Consider the following 20,233-nt stretch of genomic DNA (forward strand, 5'->3'; position numbering starts at 1 on the left):
CAACCTCTCGGGGATCCTCGGATGAAGTTTGCGCTGCAAACTGGTTTGTCGATCATGGCACCGAGCGGCACCGCGCACAACCCTCTCCAAAATGTGATATCACTTTGCTATCGCATCGCACGGGACGCCGTCCGTCCCCCGACCCAGGAGCACCCATGAGCGACAGCACTCCCCCGCAGGCCACCACGGGCGGCACCCCCGCCGGCCGTCCGGTCGGCCACGACGGCACCCGCGTCGAGGTCGAAGAGCGCGCCGCCTGGTCCGTCGGCGCGGGCGGCGCCGTCCTCGGAGTGGTCCTCGCCCTCCTCGTCCTGGCCCTCGGCACGCTCGGTGCCGTCTCGAACGAGGCCCCGGCCATGGTGTGGCTGCTGGGGCTCGGCCTGGTGCTCGCGCTCGCGGTGCTCACCGGCATCTCCGTGATCAGCCCCGGCGAGACCCTGGTCGTCCAGCTCTTCGGCCGCTACCTCGGCACGATCCGCCGCACGGGCCTGGTCATGACCGTGCCGCTCAGCACCAAGCGCCGGGTCTCCGTGCGCGTGCGCAACTTCGAGACGAGCGAGCTCAAGGTCAACGACGCCGACGGCAACCCGATCAACATCGCCGCGATCGTCGTCTGGCAGGTCGCGGACACGGCCAAGGCGAGCTTCGCCGTCGAGGACTACGACGACTTCGTCTCCGTGCAGGCCGAGTCCGCGCTGCGGCACGTGGCCATGTCCCACCCGTACGACGGCGGGGACGGCGTCGAGTCGCTGCGCGGGGCGACGGAGCTCGTGTCCGCGGAGATCGCCACCGAGGTCGCGGCCCGCGTCGCCGTCGCCGGCGTCGAGGTCGTCGAGGCCCGCATCTCGAACCTCGCCTACGCCCCGGAGATCGCCCAGGCCATGCTGCAGCGCCAGCAGGCGGGCGCGATCATCGCCGCCCGGTCGCGCATCGTCGAGGGCGCCGTGTCGATGGTGGAGGACGCGCTGAACCGCCTCGAGTCGGAGGGCGTCGTCACCCTCGACGACGAGCGCCGCGCCACGATGGTGTCCAACCTGCTCGTGGTGCTGTGCGGCGAGAGCCGCGCCACCCCCGTCGTCAACGCGGGATCGCTGTACCAGTGACGCCCGCCGCCCCCGCGCCGGGGGACGAGCCCGGGGACGACGCCGCGTCCCCGGGCACGGCGCGTCCTGAGGATCCCGGTAGCCCCGCCCGGCCGCCGCGCCCCACCCGCAAGCAGGTGCTGCTGCGCCTGGACCCGGCGATCCACGACGCCGTCGCGCGCTGGGCCGCCGACGACCTGCGCAGCGTCAACGCCCAGATCGACCTGCTGCTGCGCCGCGCGCTCAAGGACGCCCGCCCCGTGACGACGGCTGAGCGATGGGAGCTGCAGGACGACGTCAGAGGCGGACGCAGTACTGGACGTACCCGCCGTAGAACGGCCAGTTGAGGTACGTGCGCGTCTGGCTCCCGTACATCCCGTCCACGCCGATCCGGGTCGTGCTGCCCGCCGCGGCGAGCCGCTTGTTGATGGTCGACTGCGCGTTCTTCAGCGCCTGCTTCGTGGCCGGCCCGAAGTCGCCGTCGACCGCGATGTTCTGGCCGTAGCACTTCTTCAGTGCCGTCTGGAGCGCACTGACGTGCTTGCCGTTCGCACCCTGCGCCATCTGGCAGGCGACGCTGCCGTCTCGCGACGGGATCTTGGCCGAGCGGTAGGCGCCGTGGATGACCTTCTGCTTGGTCACCGACGACGTGCAGTACGGCAGGGCCGCCGACGCCGGCGCGGCGGCGACCACGGTCAGGCCGACGGTGGCCGACAGGGCGACGACGGCGCCGAGCATCGCGGCCCAGAACCGGGACGGACGGCGGGCTGCTGGCTGTGCTGCGGACATGGTTCCTCGTTTCATGGAGCGTCATGGAAGGGAACTGCCTGGCACCACGCTCGGAGCGGCCCGGGCGCCGGCAGGTGACCGCCTTGAGGTGCCGCTGAGGTTCCCGACCACGCGGCCTACGCTGACCCCGTGACCGCCGAGCAGCCCGCCGTCCTGGCGCCCGTCGCCCCCGCCGCGACGCCCGCCGCCCGCCGCCGCACCACCGCCGAGATCTGGATCGTGCTGGGTCTCAGCCTCGGTCAGAGCGGCGTGTACGCGCTGGTCAACATCGTCGCGCGGCTCACGGCGGACACCCCGCTGGCCGACCAGTCCGCGACGCTCAACGCCAGCCAGTCGGACCGCTCGCTCCTCGACCTCACCTACCAGCTGCTGGGGATCTTCTTCGCCCTGGTCCCCGTCGCGCTGGCGCTGTACCTGCTCAGCGGCCGCGCGGGCACGACGTGGCGGGGCACCCGCCGGCGGATCGGCCTCGACTGGGGGCTCGAGGACGCGCGACCGGGCCGGGACGTCGCCTGGGGGTTCGCGCTCGCCGCCGCGATCGGCATCCCCGGGCTGGCGTTCTACGCCCTCGGCCGCGTGCTCGGCATCACGGTCCAGGTGCAGGCCAGCGCCCTGAACGAGCACTGGTGGACCGTCCCGGTGCTGGTCCTCGCGGCGCTGCAGAACGGGCTGCTCGAGGAGGTCGTGGCCGTCGCGTACCTGCACGAGCGCACCCGCGACCTCGGCTGGTCCCGCCTCTGGTTCGTGGTGTGGAGCTCGCTGCTGCGCGGCTCGTACCACCTGTACCAGGGCATCGGGCCGTTCCTCGGCAACGTCGTGATGGGCGTCGTCTTCTCGTGGTTCTACACCAGCCGGTGGGGCCGGCAGCGGGTGGTGCCGCTCGTCGTCGCGCACACCCTGCTCGATGTCGTCGCCTTCGTCGGCTACGCCCTCCTGCCGCAGGAGTGGAAGGACGCGCTCGGGCTCTGATCGCGGTCCGAGCGCGTCCTTCCCGGGGTCAGCCCGCGGACGTGCGCAGGGCGTGCAGCCCCTCCCGGTGCGCGGCTTGCGCCTCCGGGTCGGGCAGGGGCAGCGAGGCCAGCAGCTGCTTGGTGTAGTCCTCGCGCGGGCCGCCCAGCACCTCCTCGCCCGTGCCCTCCTCGACCAGGTGGCCGCGGTAGAGCACCGCGATGCGGTCGGCGAGGAGGTCCACGACGGCCAGGTCGTGCGACACGAACAGGCACGCGAAGCCCAGGTCCTTCTGCAGCTCGGCGAAGAGCTCCAGTACGCGCGCCTGCACCGACACGTCGAGGGCCGACGTCGGCTCGTCGGCGATGAGGAGCTCCGGGTCGAGCGCCAGGCCGCGGGCCAGCGACGCGCGTTGGCGTTGCCCGCCGGACAGCTCGTGCGGGAAGCGGTCGCCGTAGCTGCGCGGCAGCTGGACGGCCTCGAGCAGCTGGTCGACGCGAGCGCGCGCGGCCTCCGGGCTGCGCGCCCGCCCGTGCACCACCAGCGGCTCGGCCACGCACTCGGCGATGGTCAGCAGCGGGTTGAACGACGTGGCCGGGTCCTGGAACACGAACCCCAGCCGCGGGCGCATCGCCTTGAGGTCGCGCCCCTTGGCGCCGCGCATCTCGGTGCCGAGCACGCGCAACGACCCGCCGCTCACGGGCGTGAGGCCGGCGATGGCGCGGGCGATCGTCGTCTTGCCCGAGCCCGACTCCCCCACCAGCCCCAGCACCTCGCCGGGGCGGATCGCGAGGTCCACGCCATCTACCGCGGTGAACGCCGGCTGCCGGAACCGGCCCGGGTACGTGATCGTCAGCCCCTCGGCCCGCACCACCGGCGCGGACCCCGCCCACCCGTCGGGCCGCGTGGCCGCCCGCTCGACGGCGCGGGCGGTGCCCTCCCCGACGCGCGGCACGGCCTTGAGCAGCGCCTTCGTGTAGTCGGCCTGCGGGTCGGCGAACAGGTCGCGCACGGGCGCCTGCTCCACGACCTTGCCCTGGTACATCACGGCGACGCGGTCGGCCAGGTCGGCCACCACGCCCATGTTGTGCGTGATGAGCACGATGGCGGTGCCCGTCTCGTCGCGCAGGTGGCGCAGCAGGTCGAGGATCTCGGCCTGCACGGTGACGTCCAGCGCCGTCGTCGGCTCGTCCGCGACGATGAGGCTCGGGCCCAGCACCAGCGCCATCGCGATGACGATGCGCTGCTTCTGCCCGCCCGAGAACTGGTGCGGGTAGTGGTCCACCCGGTGCTCCGGGTCGGGGATGCCGACCGTGCCCAGCACCTCGATCGCCCGGCGTCGCGCCTCCTTCTTCGACACGTCGCCGTGCGCCCGGATGCCCTCGGCGATCTGCCACCCCACCGTGTACACGGGGTTGAGCACGCTGGAGGGCTCCTGGAACACCATCGCCACGTCGCGGCCGCGCACCTGGCGCAGCTTGGCCGCGGAGACGTTCACGACGTCCGTCGTCGCGCCGTCGCGCCCCGTGAGGACGACGGCGCCGCTCGTCGTGGCCGTCTCCGGCAGCAGGCCGAGGATGGTCTTGGCGGTGACGGTCTTGCCCGAGCCGGACTCGCCGACGACGGCGAGCACCTCGCCGGGCTGCACGTCGAGGCTCACGCCGTCGACGGCGCGCACCGGGCCGGCGTCCGTGGCGAACGAGACCGCAAGGTCCCTGATCGAAGCGACGGCACCGTTCGGCGCGACGGCACTGTGCGGCGCGACGGCGCTCATGCGTCGTCTCCCTTCGGGTCTTCGCGGTGCTCGGCAGAGGCCGGGTTCTCCGGGTCGGAGGCGTCCGCCTCCACCGAGGTCGCGGCGACCGCTCCGGCCACCTGCCCCGAGCGGGCGCGCGAGCGCAGGCGCGGGTCGGCCAGGTCGTTGAGCGACTCGCCCATGAGGGTCATGCCCATCGCCGCGAGGACGATGGCGAGGCCCGGGAACAGCGCGGTCCACCAGATGCCGGAGGTGACGTCGGCGAGCGAGCGCTGCAGGTCGTAGCCCCACTCGGCGGCCGCCGTCGGCTCGATGCCGAAGCCGAGGAAGCCGAGGCCGGCGAGCGTGAGGATCGCCTCCGACGCGTTGAGCGTGACGATGAGCGGCAGCGTGCGCGTCGAGTTGCGCAGCACGTGGCGCGTCATGATGCGCCAGTGCCCGGTGCCGAGCACGCGCGCCGAGTCGACGAACGCCTCTGCCTTGATGCGCACCACCTCGGCGCGCACCACCCGGAAGTACTGCGGCACGAACACCACGGTGATCGACAGCGCGGCGGCGAGGATGCCGCCCCACATGCTCGACTGCCCGCCCGAGATGACGATGGCGAGCAGGATCGCCAGGAGCAGGGACGGGAACGCGTAGATCGCGTCCGCGATGACGACGAGCACCCGGTCGAGCCAGCCGCCGAAGTATCCGGACACCAGCCCGAGCAGCACCCCGACGACGATCGACGACAGCACCGCGACCAGCACGACGAGCAGGGCCGTGCGAGCGCCCCACACGACGCGGGACAGGACGTCGTAGCCGCCCACCGTGGTGCCGAACCAGTGCTCGGCGCTGGGCGGCATCTGGGCGCCGAACGCGCCGTCGAGGTCGCGCAGCTGGGACCACCCGTACGGCGCCAGCAGCGGCGCGAGCACCGCGACCAGCACGAACAGGGCCGTCAGGACGAGGCCCGCGACGAGCATCCCGCGCTGCAACCCGACGCTCTGGCGCACCTGGTGCACCACGGGCAGCTTCTTGAACCAGGCTCCCCGGCCGCCCACGTGCTCGGGGGCGGCGCCGGCGGTGCCGACGCTCGTGATCTCTCCGCTGGTCATCAGTACCTCACCCTCGGGTCGATCAGGGCGGCGATGACGTCCACCAGGAAGTTCGTCACCGCCACGACCACGGCCATCAGCACGACGATCCCCTGCACGGCGACGAAGTCGCGCGCCTGGAGGTACTCCGAGAGCTGGAAGCCGAGGCCGCGCCACTCGAACGTGGTCTCGGTGAGCACGGCGCCCACGAGCAGCATCGCGACCTGCATGCCGGCCACGGTGATGATCGGGATGAGCGCGGGCCGCCACGCGTGCTTGCGCACGAGGCGGCTCTCCTTGACGCCCCGCGAGCGCGCCGCGTCGATGTAGCCGGTGCCCAGCGTCCCGATCATGTTGGTGCGCACGAGCCGGAGGAACACGCCGGCGGTGAGCAGGCCGAGCGCGATGGCGGGCAGTGCCGCGTGGGAGAGCACGTCCAGCACGACCTCGGGGTCGCCGGTCGTGAACGCGTCGATCAGCATGAAACCGGAGTCCGCCCCGGCGAGCTGCATGGCGATCTCCCCGTCGGTGGACACCCGGCCGGCCACAGGGAACCAGCCCAGCCAGACGGAGAACACCAGCTTGAGGATGAGCCCGGCGAAGAACACCGGCGTCGCGTACGCGAGGATCGCGAGGATGCGCAGCACCGCGTCCGGCAGACGGTCACGGAAGTAGCCGCTGACCATGCCGAACGGCACGCCCAGCACGAGAGCCACGAGGACCGCGTAGCAGGCGAGCTCCAGGGTCGCGGTGCCGTACGTGGTGAGGACCTCGGTGACCGGCCGGTTGTCGCTGATCGTGGTGCCGAAGTCGCCCGAGAAGATGCCGGTCAGGTACTCCCAGTACTGCACCACGATGGGCCGGTCGTACCCGGCCGCGTGGATCAGCTCGGCGAGCTGGTCGGGCGGCAGCTTGCCGCCCAGCGCGGCGGTGATGGGGTCACCGGTCGCGCGCATGAGCACGAAGACCGTGGTGACCAGGATGAACACGGTGGGGATGATGAGCAGGAAGCGCACCAGGATGTAGCGTCCCAGTGCGCTTCCTGCCGTACTACGTGAGGCCACGGGAAGAGCTCAGTCCGTCTCTCAGCCCTTGGCCAGAGCGGCGTAGCGGAACTTGAACGACGCGTCGAGCGTGTCCTCCGTGCCCGTGACGTCGGCACCCGTGACCGCGACCTGCGCACCCTGCAGGTACGGGACGGTCGACAGGTCCTTGGCCTCGGCCTCCTGGATCTGGCCCAGCAGCTCGGTGCGCTTCGCCTCGTCGGCCGTGACGGCCTGCTCGAGGATCATGTCCTCCACGTCCTGGTTCACGTAGTGGTTGCCCAGGAAGTTCTCCTTGAGGAAGAACGGCGTGAGGTAGTTGTCGGCGTCCGAGTAGTCCGGGAACCAGCCGAGCTGGTACGCCGGGTAGACGTCGGCCGTGCGGTCCTTGGAGTACTGCACCCACTCGGTGGTCTGCAGGTTGACCTTGAACAGGCCGCTCTCCTCGAGCTGGTCCTTGATGAGCGCGTACTCGTCGCCCGACGACGGGCCGTAGTGGTCGTTCGAGTACTGCAGGTTCAGCTCGACCGGCGTCGTGACACCCGCGTCCTCGAGCGTCTTCTTCGCCTTGTCCGCGTCGGGCCCGCCCTGGCCGTCGCCGTACATCTCCTTGAGCGGCTCCGTGGCGCCGGTCAGGCCGTCGGGCACGAAGGAGTACAGCGGCGTGTAGGTGCCCTTGTAGACCTGGTCGGCCAGCGCCTGACGGTCGATGAGGTCGGCCACCGCCTGGCGCACCGCCGTCGCCTTCTTCGGGTCGGCGTCGGGCTGCTTCTCGCCGTAGGGCTGGGTGTTGAAGTTGAACGTGATGTACCGGATCTCGCCGCCGGGGCCGTCCACGACCTGGACCGAGTCGTCGCCGCGCAGGTCCTCGATGTCCGTGGGCGACAGCGAGCGGAACGCGACGTCCACCGAGCCGTCCTGCACCTCGAGCTTGAGGTTGGACGCGTCCGTGAAGTACTTGGCGGCGATCTTCGGCGTCTTGGCGGCGCCGAGGATGCCCTGGTAGCCGTCGTACGCCTCGTAGCTGATGAGCTCGTTGGCCTTGTAGCTCGTGATCGAGTACTGCCCGGCGAACGCCTTGCCGTCGACGATCTCCTGGTCCGGCGTCACGGCGTCGGCCGAGAAGACGTCCTCGTCGACGATCGGGCCGACCGGCGACGACAGGATCTGCGGGAAGATCTGGTCGTTCTCGCTCTTGAGCTTGAAGACGACGGTCGTGTCGTCGGGCGTCTCGACCGAGTCCAGGTTGTACAGCAGCGACGAGGGGCCGTTCTCGTCCGCGATCGCGAGCTGGCGGTCGAAGGTGAACTTCACGTCGGAGGAGGTGAGGTCGTTGCCGTTGGCCCACTTCAGGCCCGGCTTGAGCTTCACCGTGTACTCCGTGGGCGAGGTGAACTCCGCCGACTCCGCGATGTCCGGCTCGACGTCCGGGCTGCCGTACGGCGTGTTCAGCAGGAACGGGTAGATCTGGTTCATCACCGCGAACGACCCGTTGTCGTACGACCCGGCCGGGTCGAGCGACGTGATCTTGTCCGTGGTCCCGATGACCAGCGACTCGGCGCTGCCTCCGCCGTCGGCGCTCCCGCCGTCGCCGGAGCCGCCGCCGCACGCGGTCAGCACCAGCACGAGGGCTGCTGTCCCTGCGGCGCCTGCGAGCAGCCGTCGCGAGCCTCTGATGGCACTCATGGTCATGGTCCCCTTCGTCCAGGCCGGCCGCGGCGGGTGGCCGCGGACTCGTCACGATGCGGGTTTCTAGCACACCGGTGTGTCGCCCCCGTCACGGGTGTGGGTCACATCCGGACGCGGGTTGGCATCGTGGTCCGGGAACCTACCACCGCTCTCTACCTCGTGTCACAGGCCGTGAGGCCCGGTAACACCTAGACTTTCCGGCATGTCCGGAGCGAGCACCGCGGGTCCTGCCCAGGATCCTTCGCACCGGAGCCCGGCGTCCGGCGACGCGGCGCCGCCGACCGGCCCGCTGCAGGCGCTGCTCGGCGGCGACGCCTCCGACCACGGCACGGCGACCGATCTCGTGCGCGTCGTCGACACCCCCGAGGCCCGGGTGCGGCACCCGTCCGACATGCTCGGCATGGTGGTCAGCGCGCTGGGCGTGGCCCTGGTGCTGGTGCTGTCGGTGGTCGCGCACGCGACCACCGAGGGCGTCACCCAGGACGTGCGGACGTTCAGCTCCCTGCTCGCGCGCATCCTCTTCGTCCCGGTCGCCCTGCTCGAGGGCCTCATCACCCTGTTCGTCCCCGCGGCCGTGCTGATCGAGCTCGGCTGGCGCCGGCTGGGCCGGCAGGTGGTGGAGTCGATCTGCGCGGCCGCGCTCGGCCTCGTGCTCGGCGTCGTCACGACGCTGACGATCTCCCGGTTCGGCAGCGACGAGCTGGTGCGCGGCCTCTCCGTCTACACGGACGGGGCCTGGCAGCTCACCGTCCCCGGGTACGTGGCCGCGATCGCCGGCCTGCTCACCACGGCGGGCCCGCGCACCCGACGGCGCACGGTGCGCTGGTCGTGGAACGTCCTGTACCTGGCGCTGTTCATCGTGCTCATCACGGGGCAGGTGTCGCTGCCGGGCGTGCTCGTCGCGCTGCTGCTCGGCCGCCTCGCCGGGCAGGCGGTGCAGTACGTGTCCGGCGTCCGGAGCGAGCGCGCGTACGGCGCCGACCTCGTGGCGGCGGTGCGCCGGGCCGGGTTCCACCCGACGGCGCTGGTGCGGGTGCGCGACGTCTCCGCCGTCGTCGACGACGAGGCGGACGCCGACCACGCGCCCGTCGTGCCGGAGGACCCGGTGGCGTCCTACGACGCCGACGGCGACGAGGTGGACGAGACCGCCGACGACGAGGTGACCCTGCCGCCCGACCCCACGACCGCGGACGCGGCGGCCGTGGCCCTCACCCGCTCCGGCGACAACCGGGTGTACGCGCTGTTCACGGGCGACGGCGAGCCCCGCCGCGACGTCGTCGTGCTGGACGGCGACCGCCAGGTGCTCACCACGGTGCAGCGGCTGTGGCGCGCGCTGCGGCTGCGCGGCCTGGAGGGCCGCGCCGCGATCTCGCTCCGCGCCGCGGCCGAGCGCACCGCCCTGCTCGCGTACGCCGCCCAGGCGGCCGGCGTGCGCACCCCTCGGCTGGAGGGCATCGGCGTCGCCGACGACTCCGTCGTGCTGGTGCAGGAGCACGCGCGCGGCGCCGTCTCGCTGCGCGACCTCGAGGACGACGACCTCGACGGGCCGCGCGGCGACGCCGTGCTCGCCCAGGCGTGGGAGCAGCTGCGGCGGGCGCACGAGTCCGGGCTCACCCACCACGCCCTGACGCCCGACGTCGTGCTGGTGCACCGGGACCTCTCCGGCCAGCCGCACGTGTGGCTCACCGGCTGGGAGCAGGGCGAGATCGCGTCGGGCACCCTGTCGCGGCGCCTCGACCTCACGCAGATGCTGGCGCTGCTGGCCCTGCGGGTCGGGGCGCGTCGCGCGCTCGCCTCCGCGGTGCGCGCCCTGCCCGACGACGACATCGCCGCCATCGGGCCGCTGCTGCAGTCCATCGCGCTGCCCAGCCCGACGCGCGAGGAGGTGCGGCGCGCCAAGGGCCTGCTGGACGAGCTGCGCGAGGCGCTCGTCGAGCGGCTGCCGCAGGCGGACGTGCAGCCGCAGAACATCACGCGGTTCGGCGCGCGCACGGTCATCATGCTCGCGCTGACGATCGTCGCCGTCACCGTGATCGTCACGACGCTGAACTTCGAGGAGATCGCCTCGGCGATCACCGAGGCGAACCCGTGGTGGGTCGCGGCGTCGTTCCTGCTCGGGGCGCTCACCTGGTTCGGCGCGGCGCTGACGTTCAGCGCGTTCTCGCCCGAGAAGCTGCCGCTGTGGCGCGCCACGCTCACGCAGATGGCAGGGTCGTTCGTCGCGCTCGCCGCCCCCGCCGGCATCGGGCCGGCTGCGCTCAACCTGCGCATGCTCACCCGGCGCGGCGTCTCCACGCCGATGGCGGTCGCGACCGTCGCCCTGGTGCAGCTCTCGCAGTTCGTCGTCACCGTGCTGCTGCTGGTGGTGCTGTCGGTGTCCACCGGGTCCGGCGGCCTCATCGACCTGCCGTCCACGACCGTGCTGCTGGCGATCGCGGGCGTGGGGATCGCCGTCGTCGCCACGCTGCTGGTCCCGGCCGTGCGCCGGTGGGCGTGGGAGAAGGCGCGGCCCACGCTGGAGCAGGTGTGGCCGCGGCTGTCGCAGATGCTGGGCCAGCCCACCCGCCTGGCGCTGGGCCTCGGCGGCAACGTCATCATGACGCTCGGGTACGTGCTGGCGTTCGACTTCGCCCTGGCCGCGTTCGGGCAGTCGCTCAACCTCATCGACGTCGCCGTGATCTACCTGGTCGGCAACTCCGTCGGCGCGATGGTGCCCACCCCCGGCGGTCTGGGCGGCGTCGAGGGCGCGCTCATCGCCGGCCTCACCGCCGCCGGTATCCCGGCGTCCCTCGCGGTCACCGTGACCATGCTCTACCGCGTCGTCACCTACTGGGCCCGCGTGCCCATCGGCTGGGTGGCGATGAAGCGCCTCGAGAAGACCGGCGACCTCTGATCGTCCCCTGAGCGACCTCTGAGGGACCTCAGCCGCCGCGCCACCCCGCGCGGTCAAGACACATGTCTCATACCGTGTCCCCCGTGAACCGTGCCAGGGGGATGTTCAGCGCGCTCGCGGCGCTCTCGATCGCCGCACTGTCCGCCGTCGTGGCTCCCACGACGGCCACCGCGGCCACCACCGCAGGCTGGGCCGAGTGGGACCCGCTCACCGGGACGGCTGGAGACTGGTCGACGACGATGCAGCTGCCCGCGGGGGGCTTCCCCGCCGCGACGATGACGAGCAACTCGCGCGGCGGCGGCGTCGGCGTCATCTCCGGGGCCTCGTCGTGGCTGGCGGACTCGACGCCGCCCGGGGAGGCGTTCGGCTCGAGCCGCAACCAGCCGTACGTCAACCTGCGACCGCAGGCCGACCGGCCGACGACGCCCTCGACCACCACCTACACCTTCGAGCGCCCGACGCCGGCCGGCGGCTGGGCGTTCGTGCTCGGCGACATCGACGCCGACTGGGTCCGCGTGTCCGCGCACGGGGCGGACGGCCAGCCGCTGACCGCCGCCGAGCTCGGCTGGCAGGGCGCCTTCAACTACTGTCAGGGCGCCGGCACCCCGTCGTGCACCGACACCGACGTCCCGACCTGGGACCCGGCCACCCAGCAGCTGTTCGGCAACCCGACCGCCACCGACACCAACGGGGCGTCGGGCTGGTTCCAGCCCACGGTCCCCGTGACCACGCTGACGATCGCGTTCTTCCAGCGCTCCGGCTTCCCCGTCTACCAGACGTGGTTCGCGTCCCTCGCCCGCGACATCACGGGCGCCGTCACCCTCGACGACGGCAGCCCGCTCGAGGGCTCGACCCTCACGCTGTTCGGGCCGGACGGGACGGCGCTCGCCACCACGACCTCCGGCGCCGACGGCTCCTACGCCTTCGAGGGCTACACCGCCGCGCCGGGCTACCGGGTGGAGCTGACCGAGCTGCCCGGCCCGTCGGACGACCACCCGTTCGGGCTCGTCGCGGCCGGTCCGACCGTGGTCGACGACGTGGACCTCACCGAAGCGGACGGCGTCGCCGACTTCCAGGCCCGGGACATCGAGCCGGTCGCCGTCAGCGGCACCGTGCTCGACGACGACGGCAACCCCGTGCCCGGCGCCACCGTGACGCTCACCCCGGTGGGCGGCGGCGACCCGATCACGACGGTGACGAACTCGCGCGGCGAGTACCTCGTGGACGACGTCGCGTGGGACGTGGACGGCAACCAGCCGCAGGAGTACGAGTTCGCCCTGAGCGACCTCCCGGAGGGCTACACCGTCACGGGGACGCCACCGAACCTCACGGTCGAGGTGGGGCAGGAGGACGCCAGCACAGGCAACGACTTCACCGTGCGAGGTCCGGCGAACGTCTCCGGCACCGTGACCGCCGGCGGCGAGCCCGTCGCGGGCGTCGTCGTGACGCTCGGCGACCGCAGCACCACCACCGGCGCGGACGGCACCTACACGTTCGGCGGCGTGCTGCCGGGCGACGTCACTGTGACCGTGGAGGCGCCGGACGGGTACACCGTGGACGGCCCCGCGACGCGGGACGTCACCGTGGGCACCGACGACGTGACCGGCGTCGACTTCGCGCTGGCCGCGCTCGGCGCGGTCGGCGGCACGGTGACCGACGACGCGGGCGACCCGGTCCCCGGCGCCACCGTGACCGTCGAGGGCCCCGACGGACGCGTCACCCTCACGACGGACGACGCCGGCGGCTACTTCCTGGGCGACCTGCCGCCGGGCGACTACACGATCGTCCTCACCGTGCCCGACGGGTACACGGCCGAGAAGACCGAGCGGTCCGTGTCGATCACGCCCGCCGGCGAGACACTCCTCGCGGAGGACTTCGCCGTCGTCGCCGATCCCGTCGAGCCGCCCGTGCACCCCGTGAGCGGCACGGTGACCGACACCGACGGCGCCGCCGTGCCGGGGGCCGAGGTCGTCGTGACCGACGCGGACGGCGAGGAGGTCGCGACGGCCACCACCGACGACGACGGCGCGTGGACCGCCGAGCTGCCCGACGGCGCGTACACGGCCACCGTCACCCCGCCCGACGGCTACGTCGTCGAGGGCGACGCGTCGCTGCCGTTCGAGGTCGCCGGTGGCGAGGTGACCGGCCTCGACTTCGTGCTCGCCCCGCAGGACGCCGCGCCGAGCCCGTCGCCCGACCCGTCCGCGAGCGCTCCCGCGACCCCGGCCCCGGCTCCGGGCGGCCCTGGCGCCGGTACCGGCACCGACGCGGGCATGCACGGCGGCGGGTCCGCACCGGTCGGCGGCCTGCCCGTGACGGGCGCCGAGGTGGGCGGGGCCGCGCTGGGCGCGCTGCTGCTGGTCACCGCCGGCGGGCTGCTGCTGCGGGCGTCGCGCCGGCGCAGGGCGGCCGCCGAGAGCTGACGCCGGTCCGGGGGGACGGCGTCTCCGCTCACCGCCTGACCCGCCAGGGGGCGCCCCGGCGGGTCAGGCGGTGAGCATCCCCGTCGCGGCGCGCACCAGCTCCTCGGTGAGGACGTCGAGGGGCGGCAGGTCCAGGTCGCCCCGCTCGTCGTCGGCCTCCCACGCGGCGACGGCGGCGACCACCGCGCGCGAGACGGTCGCGACCCGCAGGCCGGCCAGCGGCTCGACGCCGTCGCACGCCACGGCGCGCATCATGTCCTGCAGGTCGAGCGTCGTCACCACCGGCACCTCGATGCCCTCGTAGCGCTTCACGTCGCGCCGCACCCAGTCCATGAAGACGAGCGGCCGGTCCTGCAGCACGGCCTGCGTGTAGCGGGCCCAGGAGCTGGGGCGCAGCCGCTCGACCGCGGTCACGAACGGCACCACGTACGCGCGCACTAGGGACTCCGGGTCGCGCTCCCGGCCCTCGGCCACCAGCTCGGCGACCAGGCGCGCGCGGTGCTCGTTGATCGGTGTGCTGCGCCAGTGGTACAGCGCGTCGAGCATCGTCTGCCGGGACCCGAAGTGGTACGTCACGGCCGAGTTGTTGCGGTGCCCCGCCTCCCGGACGATCGCCCGCGAGCTGGCGCCCTCGAACCCCGACCGCGCCACGAGCCGCTCCGCCGCGGCCAGCAGCGCGAGCTGGGACGCGTTCGGGTGGAGAACGTTCTTCAGGTCGTCGGGGCGCATCCCCCGGAGCGTAGCCACGCCGGGCCGGTGGGCGCGACGGCCCCCGGCGCCGACCGCGATCCGGGCCCCGGGACGGCCGCGCACGGGTCGGGGCCGCGTGGCATGCTCCTGGAGGGCCCGGACCGGACGTGCCGGTCGTGCCCGGGGAGGCGCGATGACCGTGACGGACCTGCCGACGCCGTCGTGCGCCGTCGGCCCCGAGGGTTCCGGCGCGACCGCGGCGTCGGCCGCCGCGGAGGAGCTCGACCGGGTGCTCGCGGGGCTGCAGTGGCGGTTCGTGGCGCGCTCCCGGCACGAGCTGGCCGCCGGCGGGTGGGCCGAGCACCCGTCCGGGGACGCGGCGCTCCTGCTCGTCACCGACGGCCTGGTCCGGGTGCGCGGCGTGGGCGACGTCGCCGACCTGGCGCCCGGCGACTTCCTGTTCCTGCCGCACGGCCGCCGCTTCGAGGTGCACGCGCTCTCCGACGCGGCCGTGGAGTGCGTGCGCGCGGCCCCGGTCGGGGCCGACGACGGCGCGGGCGTGCTGCCCGCTCACGTGCTCCTCACCGAGCTGCCGCAGACCGAGCCGACCGCCGCGACCATGCTGCGCTCGCTCGTGGAGGACTACCGGGCCCCGCGCAGCGTGCTGGGCGACCGCGTCGTCACGCTCGTCGCGTCGATGGCGATCAGCGCCTGGTACGCGCGAGGCTGCGCCCCCGCCCGCTGGCTGATGCAGCGCGAGGACCCGGGCCTGGCGAGCGCCGTCGCCGCGATCCACGCCGACCCCGGCCGCGAGTGGACGGTGGACGACCTGGCCCGCGTGGCCCTCGCCTCCCGGTCCGGGTTCGCCGCCCGGTTCCGCTCCGCGACGGGGCTGACGCCCGGGCGCTACCTGGCGCAGGTGCGGGTCGCGCACGCGCGCTGCCTGCTGACGGCGGGCGACCTGCCGGTCGCGACGATCGCCCGCCGCCTGGGCTACGGCTCGGACACGGCGTTCGGCCGCGCCTTCCGCCGTCACACGGGCGCGACGCCGTCCGAGTACCGCCGCGACAGCGTGCTGCGCACCAGGACGCCGCCCGCGACGGCGGCCACGGCCGCCACGAGGTAGGTCCAGCCCACCCCCACGGAGTCGACGCCGAGGCCGCCCACCGCGGAGCCGAGGATGATCGCCGTCTGGAACGCGGCGACGACGAGCCCGCTGCCCGCCTCGACCTGGTCCGGCATCATCCGGGTGATCCACACCTGCACCACGTTGAGGATGCCGCCGAACGCCGCGCCCCAGACCACGACCGCCGGGTACACCAGCAGCGGCACGGCGGACGCCAGCCCGACGGCAGCGACGCTCGCGCCGATCGCCACGGGGACGGCGAGCAGCAGCACCGCGAGGTGCCGGTCGACCAGCGCCCCGATCGCGAAGTTGCCGACGAGGCCGCCCACGCCGAACAGCGCCAGCAGCACGGCGACCGTCCCGACGTCCGACCCCGGCAGCAGCGACAGCGCGGGCCGCACGTACGTGTAGCCGGCGAAGTGGCCGCCGATGACCGCGACGATCGCCACCAGCCCCAGGCCGACGCCCGGCGACCGCAGCGCGCGGCCCGTCGCCGACCACCCGATGCCCGGCGTCGGCGCCACCGACGGCAGGGCGACGCGCATCGCCACCGCCGTCACCACCGTGACCACCGCGGCGGCCACGAACACGACCCGCCAGCCGGCGGCCGCGCTGAGGATCACGCCCAGCGGCACCCCGGCCACCGTGGCGACGGTCGTGCCGGCGTTGACCACCATCATGGCCTTGCCCACCCGGTCCGCCGGGACCAGCTGCGTTGCGATGACCAGCGACATCGACCAGTAGCCGCCCAGCGCCGCGCCCAGCAGCAGCCGGGCCGCCATGAGGACGCCGATGCTCGGCGCCAGCGCCACCAGCACGTTGGAGGCGACCGCGCCCAGTGCGAGCACCACGAGCAGCGTGCGGCGGTCGGTGCGCGGGAACAGCGAGCCCAGCACCAGGGCCGTGAGCAGCGCCGTGAGGGCCGTGGCGCTCACCGACAGGCCCACGACGCCCTCGGTGACCCCGAGGTCCTGCGCCACCGGTGTGAGCACCCCGGGCGGCAGGAACTCCGCCGTCACGAGCGAGAAGCTGCCCAGGAACATCGTGGCCAGCGCCAGCGCGGCACGCCGGGGCGGGAGCGGGCCGGACACCGTCGGCGTCGTCGCGGTCGTCGTCGCGGTCGTCGTGGCCGCGGCGGTGTCGATCGGGTTCGTCGTCATGCTGGTCGCAACAACGCGCGGCGGTGCCCGGGCCGACCGGGACGCCGTCGGACTCGATCCAGACGCCACGCACCGGTGCCGCGCACGCACCGCCCCGGGAACGCCGGAGGCCCACCGCTCGCGGGATGCGAGCGGCGGGCCTCCGGGGTGCTGACACGACGCGTCGTGTCAGCGAAGGATCACTTCGCGACGGCCTTCTTCAGCAGCGAGCCGGCGCTGATCTTCACACCGAAGCCGGCCGGGATCTGGATCTCCTCGCCCGTGCGCGGGTTGCGACCGGTGCGGGCCGCGCGCTCGACGCGCTCGACCGAGAGCAGACCCGTGACCTTGACCGCCTCGCCCTTGGCGAGCGACTCCTCGAGCACCTCCTGGAAGGCACCGAGGAACTTCTCCGCGTCCGCCTTGCTGAGCTCAGCCTTGCCGGCGATGGCCGAGACCAGCTCGGACTTGTTCAGCGACATGTGCATCCCTTCTCCGGTTCACGACGCACGCGACCCGCGCGTCGTCACGTTCGTGCGCCATCCCGGCTCGCGCCGGGAGGACGGGGAACACACTAGGGAACATCCGCGGATTCCTGCGACTTTTCCGCGCGTGGCGTGCCGGACACCTCGAATCGGGAACCTTCTCTGCACACGATCTGTCCCGGTATCTGCCGTCATGACGGGACAGATCGTGTGCTTCGACGGCGCCGGTCAGGCCGTCGGGCCGCCGTCGTCGCCGGGCGTCGTGCCCGGTTCGTGCGGTTCGCGCGCCTCGTCCTCGGCACGACGGCGGCGCCGGAGCAGGACGGCGGCCGCCACGCCCACCACCGCGAGCACGGCCACGGGGAACAGCCACGCCGTGGCCCACCCCGCCTCGCCGTCGTCGTCCAGGTCGACGCCCGGCGTGCCGCCGCCGTGCACGTGGCCGGACGACGTCGTGAGGTCCGGCGACGCCGTCGGGCTCGTCGTCGGGCTCGGCGTGCCGCTCGACACGGCGCTCGGCGAGGGCGACGGGCTCGCGGGCGCGGCGGCGACGGTGAAGGAGAGGTCGCCCTCGATGGGGTGGCCGTCGGAGGAGACGACGCGCCACGCCACGTCCCAGTCGCCGCCGGGCAGGTCGGCGGGCAGCGCGGCGACGGCCTCGTCGCCGTCGACGGTGACGTCCGCCGGCACCGTGCCGTCCGGCGTCGTGACCGCCACCTGGGCGCCGGCGGCCAGCACGTCGGCGCTGAACACGAGGGTGATCTGCGCGGGCGCCTCGTCGACGGAGGCGCCGTCGGCCGGGTCGGACGAGAGGAGCCGGTCGTGCGCGCTGGCGGGCTGCGCGACGGCGAGCCCGAGCACGGGGACCGCGACGGCGGCGAGCAGGACGGCGAGGGCGCGACGACGGCGCGCGGGTCGGGGGTGCACGGCCCGACCCTAGCGACCCGCCCGCCCGACCTGTCAGGACCAGAACGACGTATACGTGGCCCTGGCCCTGACAAGTCTCGCGGGGACGAGCGGCGTTCCTACACTCGGGGGGTGGACTTCACCTCGGCCTACGCCCACGGCTTCGCCCGCGTCGCAGCCTGCACCGTCCCCGTCACCGTCGCCGACCCCCGCGCGAACGCCGCCGCGATCCTCGCCGAGGCGCGCGCGTGCCACGACGACGGCGTCGCGGTCGCCGTGTTCCCCGAGCTGTGCGTCTCGGGGTACGCGATCGACGACCTGCACCTCGCGGACACGCTCCTGGAGGCGACGTCGGACGCCCTCGCGGCGATCGTCGAGGCCAGCGCCGACCTGCGGCCGCTGCTCGTCGTCGGGGCACCGCTGGAGGTCGGGAACCGGCTGCTGAACTGCGCCGTCGTCGTGCAGGGCGGCCGCGTGCTCGGCGTCGCGCCCAAGTCGTACCTGCCGAACTACCGCGAGTTCTACGAGAAGCGCTGGTTCGCCCCCGGCGACGACCGCCGCGGCGCCACGGTCACCCTGCCGTTCGCCGACGGGCCGGTGCCGTTCGGCCCGGACCTGCTGTTCGCGGCCGACGACGTCGCGGGGCTCGTCGTGCACGTCGAGGTGTGCGAGGACCTGTGGGTGCCGGTGCCGCCGTCGGCGGAGGCCGCGCTGGCCGGCGCGACGGTGCTGCTCAACCTCTCCGCCAGCCCCATCACCGTGGCGCGCGCGGAGGACCGGCGGCTCATGGTCCGCTCGGCGTCGCACCGCGGGCTCGCCGCCTACGCGTACGCGGCGGCGCAGGGTGAGTCGAGCACGGACCTGTCGTGGGACGGCCAGACGATGGTCTACGAGGTGGGCGACCTGCTCGCCGAGACCGAGCGCTTCCCCGACGGCGCGCGGCGCTCGGTGGCCGACGTCGACCTCGACCGGCTGCGCCAGGAGCGGCTGCGCCAGGGGTCGTTCGACGACAACCGCCGCGCGCTCGGCGACCGCGTCGCAGGGTTCCGCACCGTGACCTGGACCGTGGACCCGCCGGCGGGCGACGTCGGCCTGCGCCGCAAGGTGGACCGCTTCCCGTTCGTCCCCGACGACCCGGCGCGCCTGGCCCAGGACTGCTACGAGGCGTACACGATCCAGGTGGCCGGGCTGGAGCAGCGGCTGCGGTCGATCGGGCAGCCGAAGATCGTCATCGGCGTCTCCGGCGGCCTGGACTCGACCCATGCGCTGATCGTCGCGGCCCGCGCCATGGACCGGCTCGGCCGCCCCCGCACCGACATCCACGCGGTCACCATGCCCGGCTTCGCGACGTCGTCGGAGACGAAGGACCGCGCCACCCGGCTCGCGACGTCGCTCGGCGTGCACTTCGAGGAGCTGGACATCCGGCCCGCCGCCGAGCAGATGCTGCGCGACCTGGGCCACCCGTACGGCGCGGGCGAGAAGGTCTACGACGTCACGTTCGAGAACGTGCAGGCCGGCCTGCGCACCGACTACCTGTTCCGGCTCGCGAACCACCGCGGCGGCATCGTGCTCGGCACGGGCGACCTGTCCGAGCTGGCGCTGGGCTGGTGCACGTACGGCGTGGGCGACCAGATGTCGCACTACGCGGTGAACACCGGCGTGCCGAAGACGCTCATCCAGCACCTCATCCGCTGGGTGGCCGACTCGGGACAGTTCGAGGCCGAGACGAACGCCCTGCTGCTCGAGATCCTCGGGCAGGAGATCTCCCCCGAGCTGGTGCCCGCCGGCGAGGGGGAGGCGCCGCAGTCCACCGAGGCCGCCATCGGGCCCTACGCGCTGCAGGACTTCACCCTGTTCTGGACGCTGCGGCACGGGCTGCGGCCGTCCAAGATCGCGTTCCTCGCCTGGCACGCCTGGCGCGACCCCGACGCCGGTGAGTGGCCGCCCAACTTCCCGCACGACGAGCGGTCCGCCTACGACCTGGCGACCATCCGGACGTGGGAAGTCGTGTTCTTCCGGCGCTACTTCTCGTCGCAGTTCAAGCGCTCCGCCATCCCCAACGGCCCCAAGGTCGCCGCCGGCGGCTCGCTGTCACCGCGCGGGGACTGGCGGATGCCGTCCGACGCCTCGGCCGCCGCCTGGCTCGCCGAGCTGGAGGAGAACGTCCCGACGACGGCGTGAGCCG

At 73.4% G+C, this 20,233-nt stretch carries 16 protein-coding genes; 7 read left to right on the forward strand and 9 right to left on the reverse strand.

Annotated features, from left to right (window positions below; translation table 11 throughout):
* The first annotated feature begins 155 nt into the window (after positions 1-155).
* Positions 156-1,103: an SPFH domain-containing protein gene (locus ACQP60_RS07580; protein ID WP_429730185.1), complete on the forward strand. Its 948-nt coding sequence runs from the start codon at positions 156-158 to the stop codon at positions 1,101-1,103.
* Entirely contained in the window at positions 1,100-1,429 is a 330-nt protein-coding gene (locus tag ACQP60_RS07585; RefSeq protein WP_429730187.1) for a type II toxin-antitoxin system antitoxin, read from the forward strand. Before ACQP60_RS07580 ends, ACQP60_RS07585 begins: the two co-directional genes overlap by 4 nt.
* Here the strand turns inward: ACQP60_RS07585 and ACQP60_RS07590 are convergent.
* Positions 1,380-1,871, reverse strand: a complete 492-nt coding sequence (locus ACQP60_RS07590; RefSeq protein ID WP_429730190.1) for a peptidoglycan-binding domain-containing protein — start codon at positions 1,869-1,871, stop codon at positions 1,380-1,382. The genes ACQP60_RS07585 and ACQP60_RS07590 overlap by 50 nt on opposite strands.
* 129 nt (positions 1,872-2,000) lie before the next feature.
* On the opposite strand from ACQP60_RS07590, the gene ACQP60_RS07595 reads away from it, so the two are divergent.
* Entirely contained in the window at positions 2,001-2,840 is an 840-nt protein-coding gene (locus tag ACQP60_RS07595; RefSeq protein WP_429730193.1) for a CPBP family intramembrane glutamic endopeptidase, read from the forward strand.
* A gap of 28 nt (positions 2,841-2,868) precedes the next feature.
* Here the strand turns inward: ACQP60_RS07595 and ACQP60_RS07600 are convergent, their stop codons facing one another.
* Genes ACQP60_RS07600 through ACQP60_RS07615 form a run of 4 tightly spaced genes read right to left on the reverse strand, consistent with a single transcriptional unit; the run spans position 2,869 to position 8,383 of the window.
* Positions 2,869-4,593, reverse strand: a complete 1,725-nt coding sequence (locus tag ACQP60_RS07600) for a dipeptide ABC transporter ATP-binding protein (protein WP_429730196.1) — start codon at positions 4,591-4,593, stop codon at positions 2,869-2,871.
* Positions 4,590-5,675: an ABC transporter permease gene (locus ACQP60_RS07605; protein WP_429730198.1), complete on the reverse strand. Its 1,086-nt coding sequence runs from the start codon at positions 5,673-5,675 to the stop codon at positions 4,590-4,592. Before ACQP60_RS07605 ends, ACQP60_RS07600 begins: the two co-directional genes overlap by 4 nt.
* The gene (locus tag ACQP60_RS07610; RefSeq protein WP_429730201.1) at positions 5,675-6,718 is read right to left on the reverse strand and encodes an ABC transporter permease; all 1,044 of its coding nucleotides are present in this window, start codon (positions 6,716-6,718) and stop codon (positions 5,675-5,677) included. Before ACQP60_RS07610 ends, ACQP60_RS07605 begins: the two co-directional genes overlap by 1 nt.
* A gap of 21 nt (positions 6,719-6,739) precedes the next feature.
* Positions 6,740-8,383: an ABC transporter substrate-binding protein gene (locus ACQP60_RS07615; RefSeq protein ID WP_429730203.1), complete on the reverse strand. Its 1,644-nt coding sequence runs from the start codon at positions 8,381-8,383 to the stop codon at positions 6,740-6,742.
* 205 nt (positions 8,384-8,588) lie between these two features.
* Here ACQP60_RS07615 and ACQP60_RS07620 point away from each other — a divergent pair, with 205 nt between their 5' ends.
* Together ACQP60_RS07620 and ACQP60_RS07625 are read left to right on the forward strand one after the other, a co-directional pair.
* Positions 8,589-11,279: a flippase-like domain-containing protein gene (locus ACQP60_RS07620; RefSeq protein ID WP_429730206.1), complete on the forward strand. Its 2,691-nt coding sequence runs from the start codon at positions 8,589-8,591 to the stop codon at positions 11,277-11,279.
* A gap of 83 nt (positions 11,280-11,362) precedes the next feature.
* On the forward strand, positions 11,363-13,702 hold the full coding sequence (locus ACQP60_RS07625) for an MSCRAMM family protein (protein ID WP_429730209.1): 2,340 nt from the start codon (positions 11,363-11,365) through the stop codon (positions 13,700-13,702).
* Between the two features lie 63 nt (positions 13,703-13,765).
* On the opposite strand, the gene ACQP60_RS07630 is transcribed toward ACQP60_RS07625, so the two are convergent.
* On the reverse strand, positions 13,766-14,431 hold the full coding sequence (locus tag ACQP60_RS07630) for a TetR family transcriptional regulator (protein WP_429730212.1): 666 nt from the start codon (positions 14,429-14,431) through the stop codon (positions 13,766-13,768).
* Positions 14,432-14,585: 154 nt separating this feature from the next.
* Between ACQP60_RS07630 and ACQP60_RS07635 the strand changes: the two genes are divergently transcribed.
* Positions 14,586-15,518, forward strand: a complete 933-nt coding sequence (locus ACQP60_RS07635; RefSeq protein WP_429730215.1) for an AraC family transcriptional regulator — start codon at positions 14,586-14,588, stop codon at positions 15,516-15,518.
* Here ACQP60_RS07635 and ACQP60_RS07640 read toward each other — a convergent pair.
* From ACQP60_RS07640 to ACQP60_RS07650, 3 genes are all read right to left on the reverse strand, one after another.
* Entirely contained in the window at positions 15,425-16,678 is a 1,254-nt protein-coding gene (locus tag ACQP60_RS07640) for an MFS transporter (RefSeq protein WP_429730218.1), read from the reverse strand. The two genes, ACQP60_RS07635 and ACQP60_RS07640, sit on opposite strands and share 94 nt — an antisense overlap.
* Positions 16,679-16,857: 179 nt before the next feature.
* Positions 16,858-17,139 (reverse strand): HU family DNA-binding protein, encoded by a 282-nt coding sequence (locus ACQP60_RS07645; RefSeq protein ID WP_429730220.1) that lies wholly within the window; start codon positions 17,137-17,139, stop codon positions 16,858-16,860.
* A gap of 231 nt (positions 17,140-17,370) precedes the next feature.
* A complete protein-coding gene (locus ACQP60_RS07650) occupies positions 17,371-18,069 on the reverse strand; it encodes a copper resistance CopC family protein (protein WP_429730223.1) in 699 nt (232 codons plus the stop codon).
* Between the two features lie 111 nt (positions 18,070-18,180).
* Between ACQP60_RS07650 and ACQP60_RS07655 the strand changes: the two genes are divergently transcribed.
* A complete protein-coding gene (locus ACQP60_RS07655; RefSeq protein ID WP_429730226.1) occupies positions 18,181-20,229 on the forward strand; it encodes an NAD(+) synthase in 2,049 nt (682 codons plus the stop codon).
* Positions 20,230-20,233 lie beyond the last annotated feature (4 nt).

This window comes from Isoptericola variabilis (assembly GCF_050311655.1).
Classification (GTDB): domain Bacteria; phylum Actinomycetota; class Actinomycetes; order Actinomycetales; family Cellulomonadaceae; genus Isoptericola; species Isoptericola variabilis.

Excerpts from the sequence above, each read along its gene's own strand:
- ACQP60_RS07590 (WP_429730190.1), bottom strand. The coding sequence starts at position 1,871 with ATGTCCGCAGCACAGCCAGCAGCCCGCCGTCCGTCCCGGTTCTGGGCC.
- ACQP60_RS07615 (WP_429730203.1), bottom strand. The coding sequence starts at position 8,383 with ATGAGTGCCATCAGAGGCTCGCGACGGCTGCTCGCAGGCGCCGCAGGG.
- ACQP60_RS07635 (WP_429730215.1), top strand. The coding sequence starts at position 14,586 with ATGACCGTGACGGACCTGCCGACGCCGTCGTGCGCCGTCGGCCCCGAG.
- ACQP60_RS07620 (WP_429730206.1), top strand. The coding sequence starts at position 8,589 with ATGTCCGGAGCGAGCACCGCGGGTCCTGCCCAGGATCCTTCGCACCGG.
- ACQP60_RS07640 (WP_429730218.1), bottom strand. The coding sequence starts at position 16,678 with ATGACGACGAACCCGATCGACACCGCCGCGGCCACGACGACCGCGACG.
- ACQP60_RS07600 (WP_429730196.1), bottom strand. The coding sequence starts at position 4,593 with ATGAGCGCCGTCGCGCCGCACAGTGCCGTCGCGCCGAACGGTGCCGTC.
- ACQP60_RS07630 (WP_429730212.1), bottom strand. The coding sequence starts at position 14,431 with ATGCGCCCCGACGACCTGAAGAACGTTCTCCACCCGAACGCGTCCCAG.
- ACQP60_RS07580 (WP_429730185.1), top strand. The coding sequence starts at position 156 with ATGAGCGACAGCACTCCCCCGCAGGCCACCACGGGCGGCACCCCCGCC.
- ACQP60_RS07605 (WP_429730198.1), bottom strand. The coding sequence starts at position 5,675 with ATGACCAGCGGAGAGATCACGAGCGTCGGCACCGCCGGCGCCGCCCCC.
- ACQP60_RS07645 (WP_429730220.1), bottom strand. The coding sequence starts at position 17,139 with ATGTCGCTGAACAAGTCCGAGCTGGTCTCGGCCATCGCCGGCAAGGCT.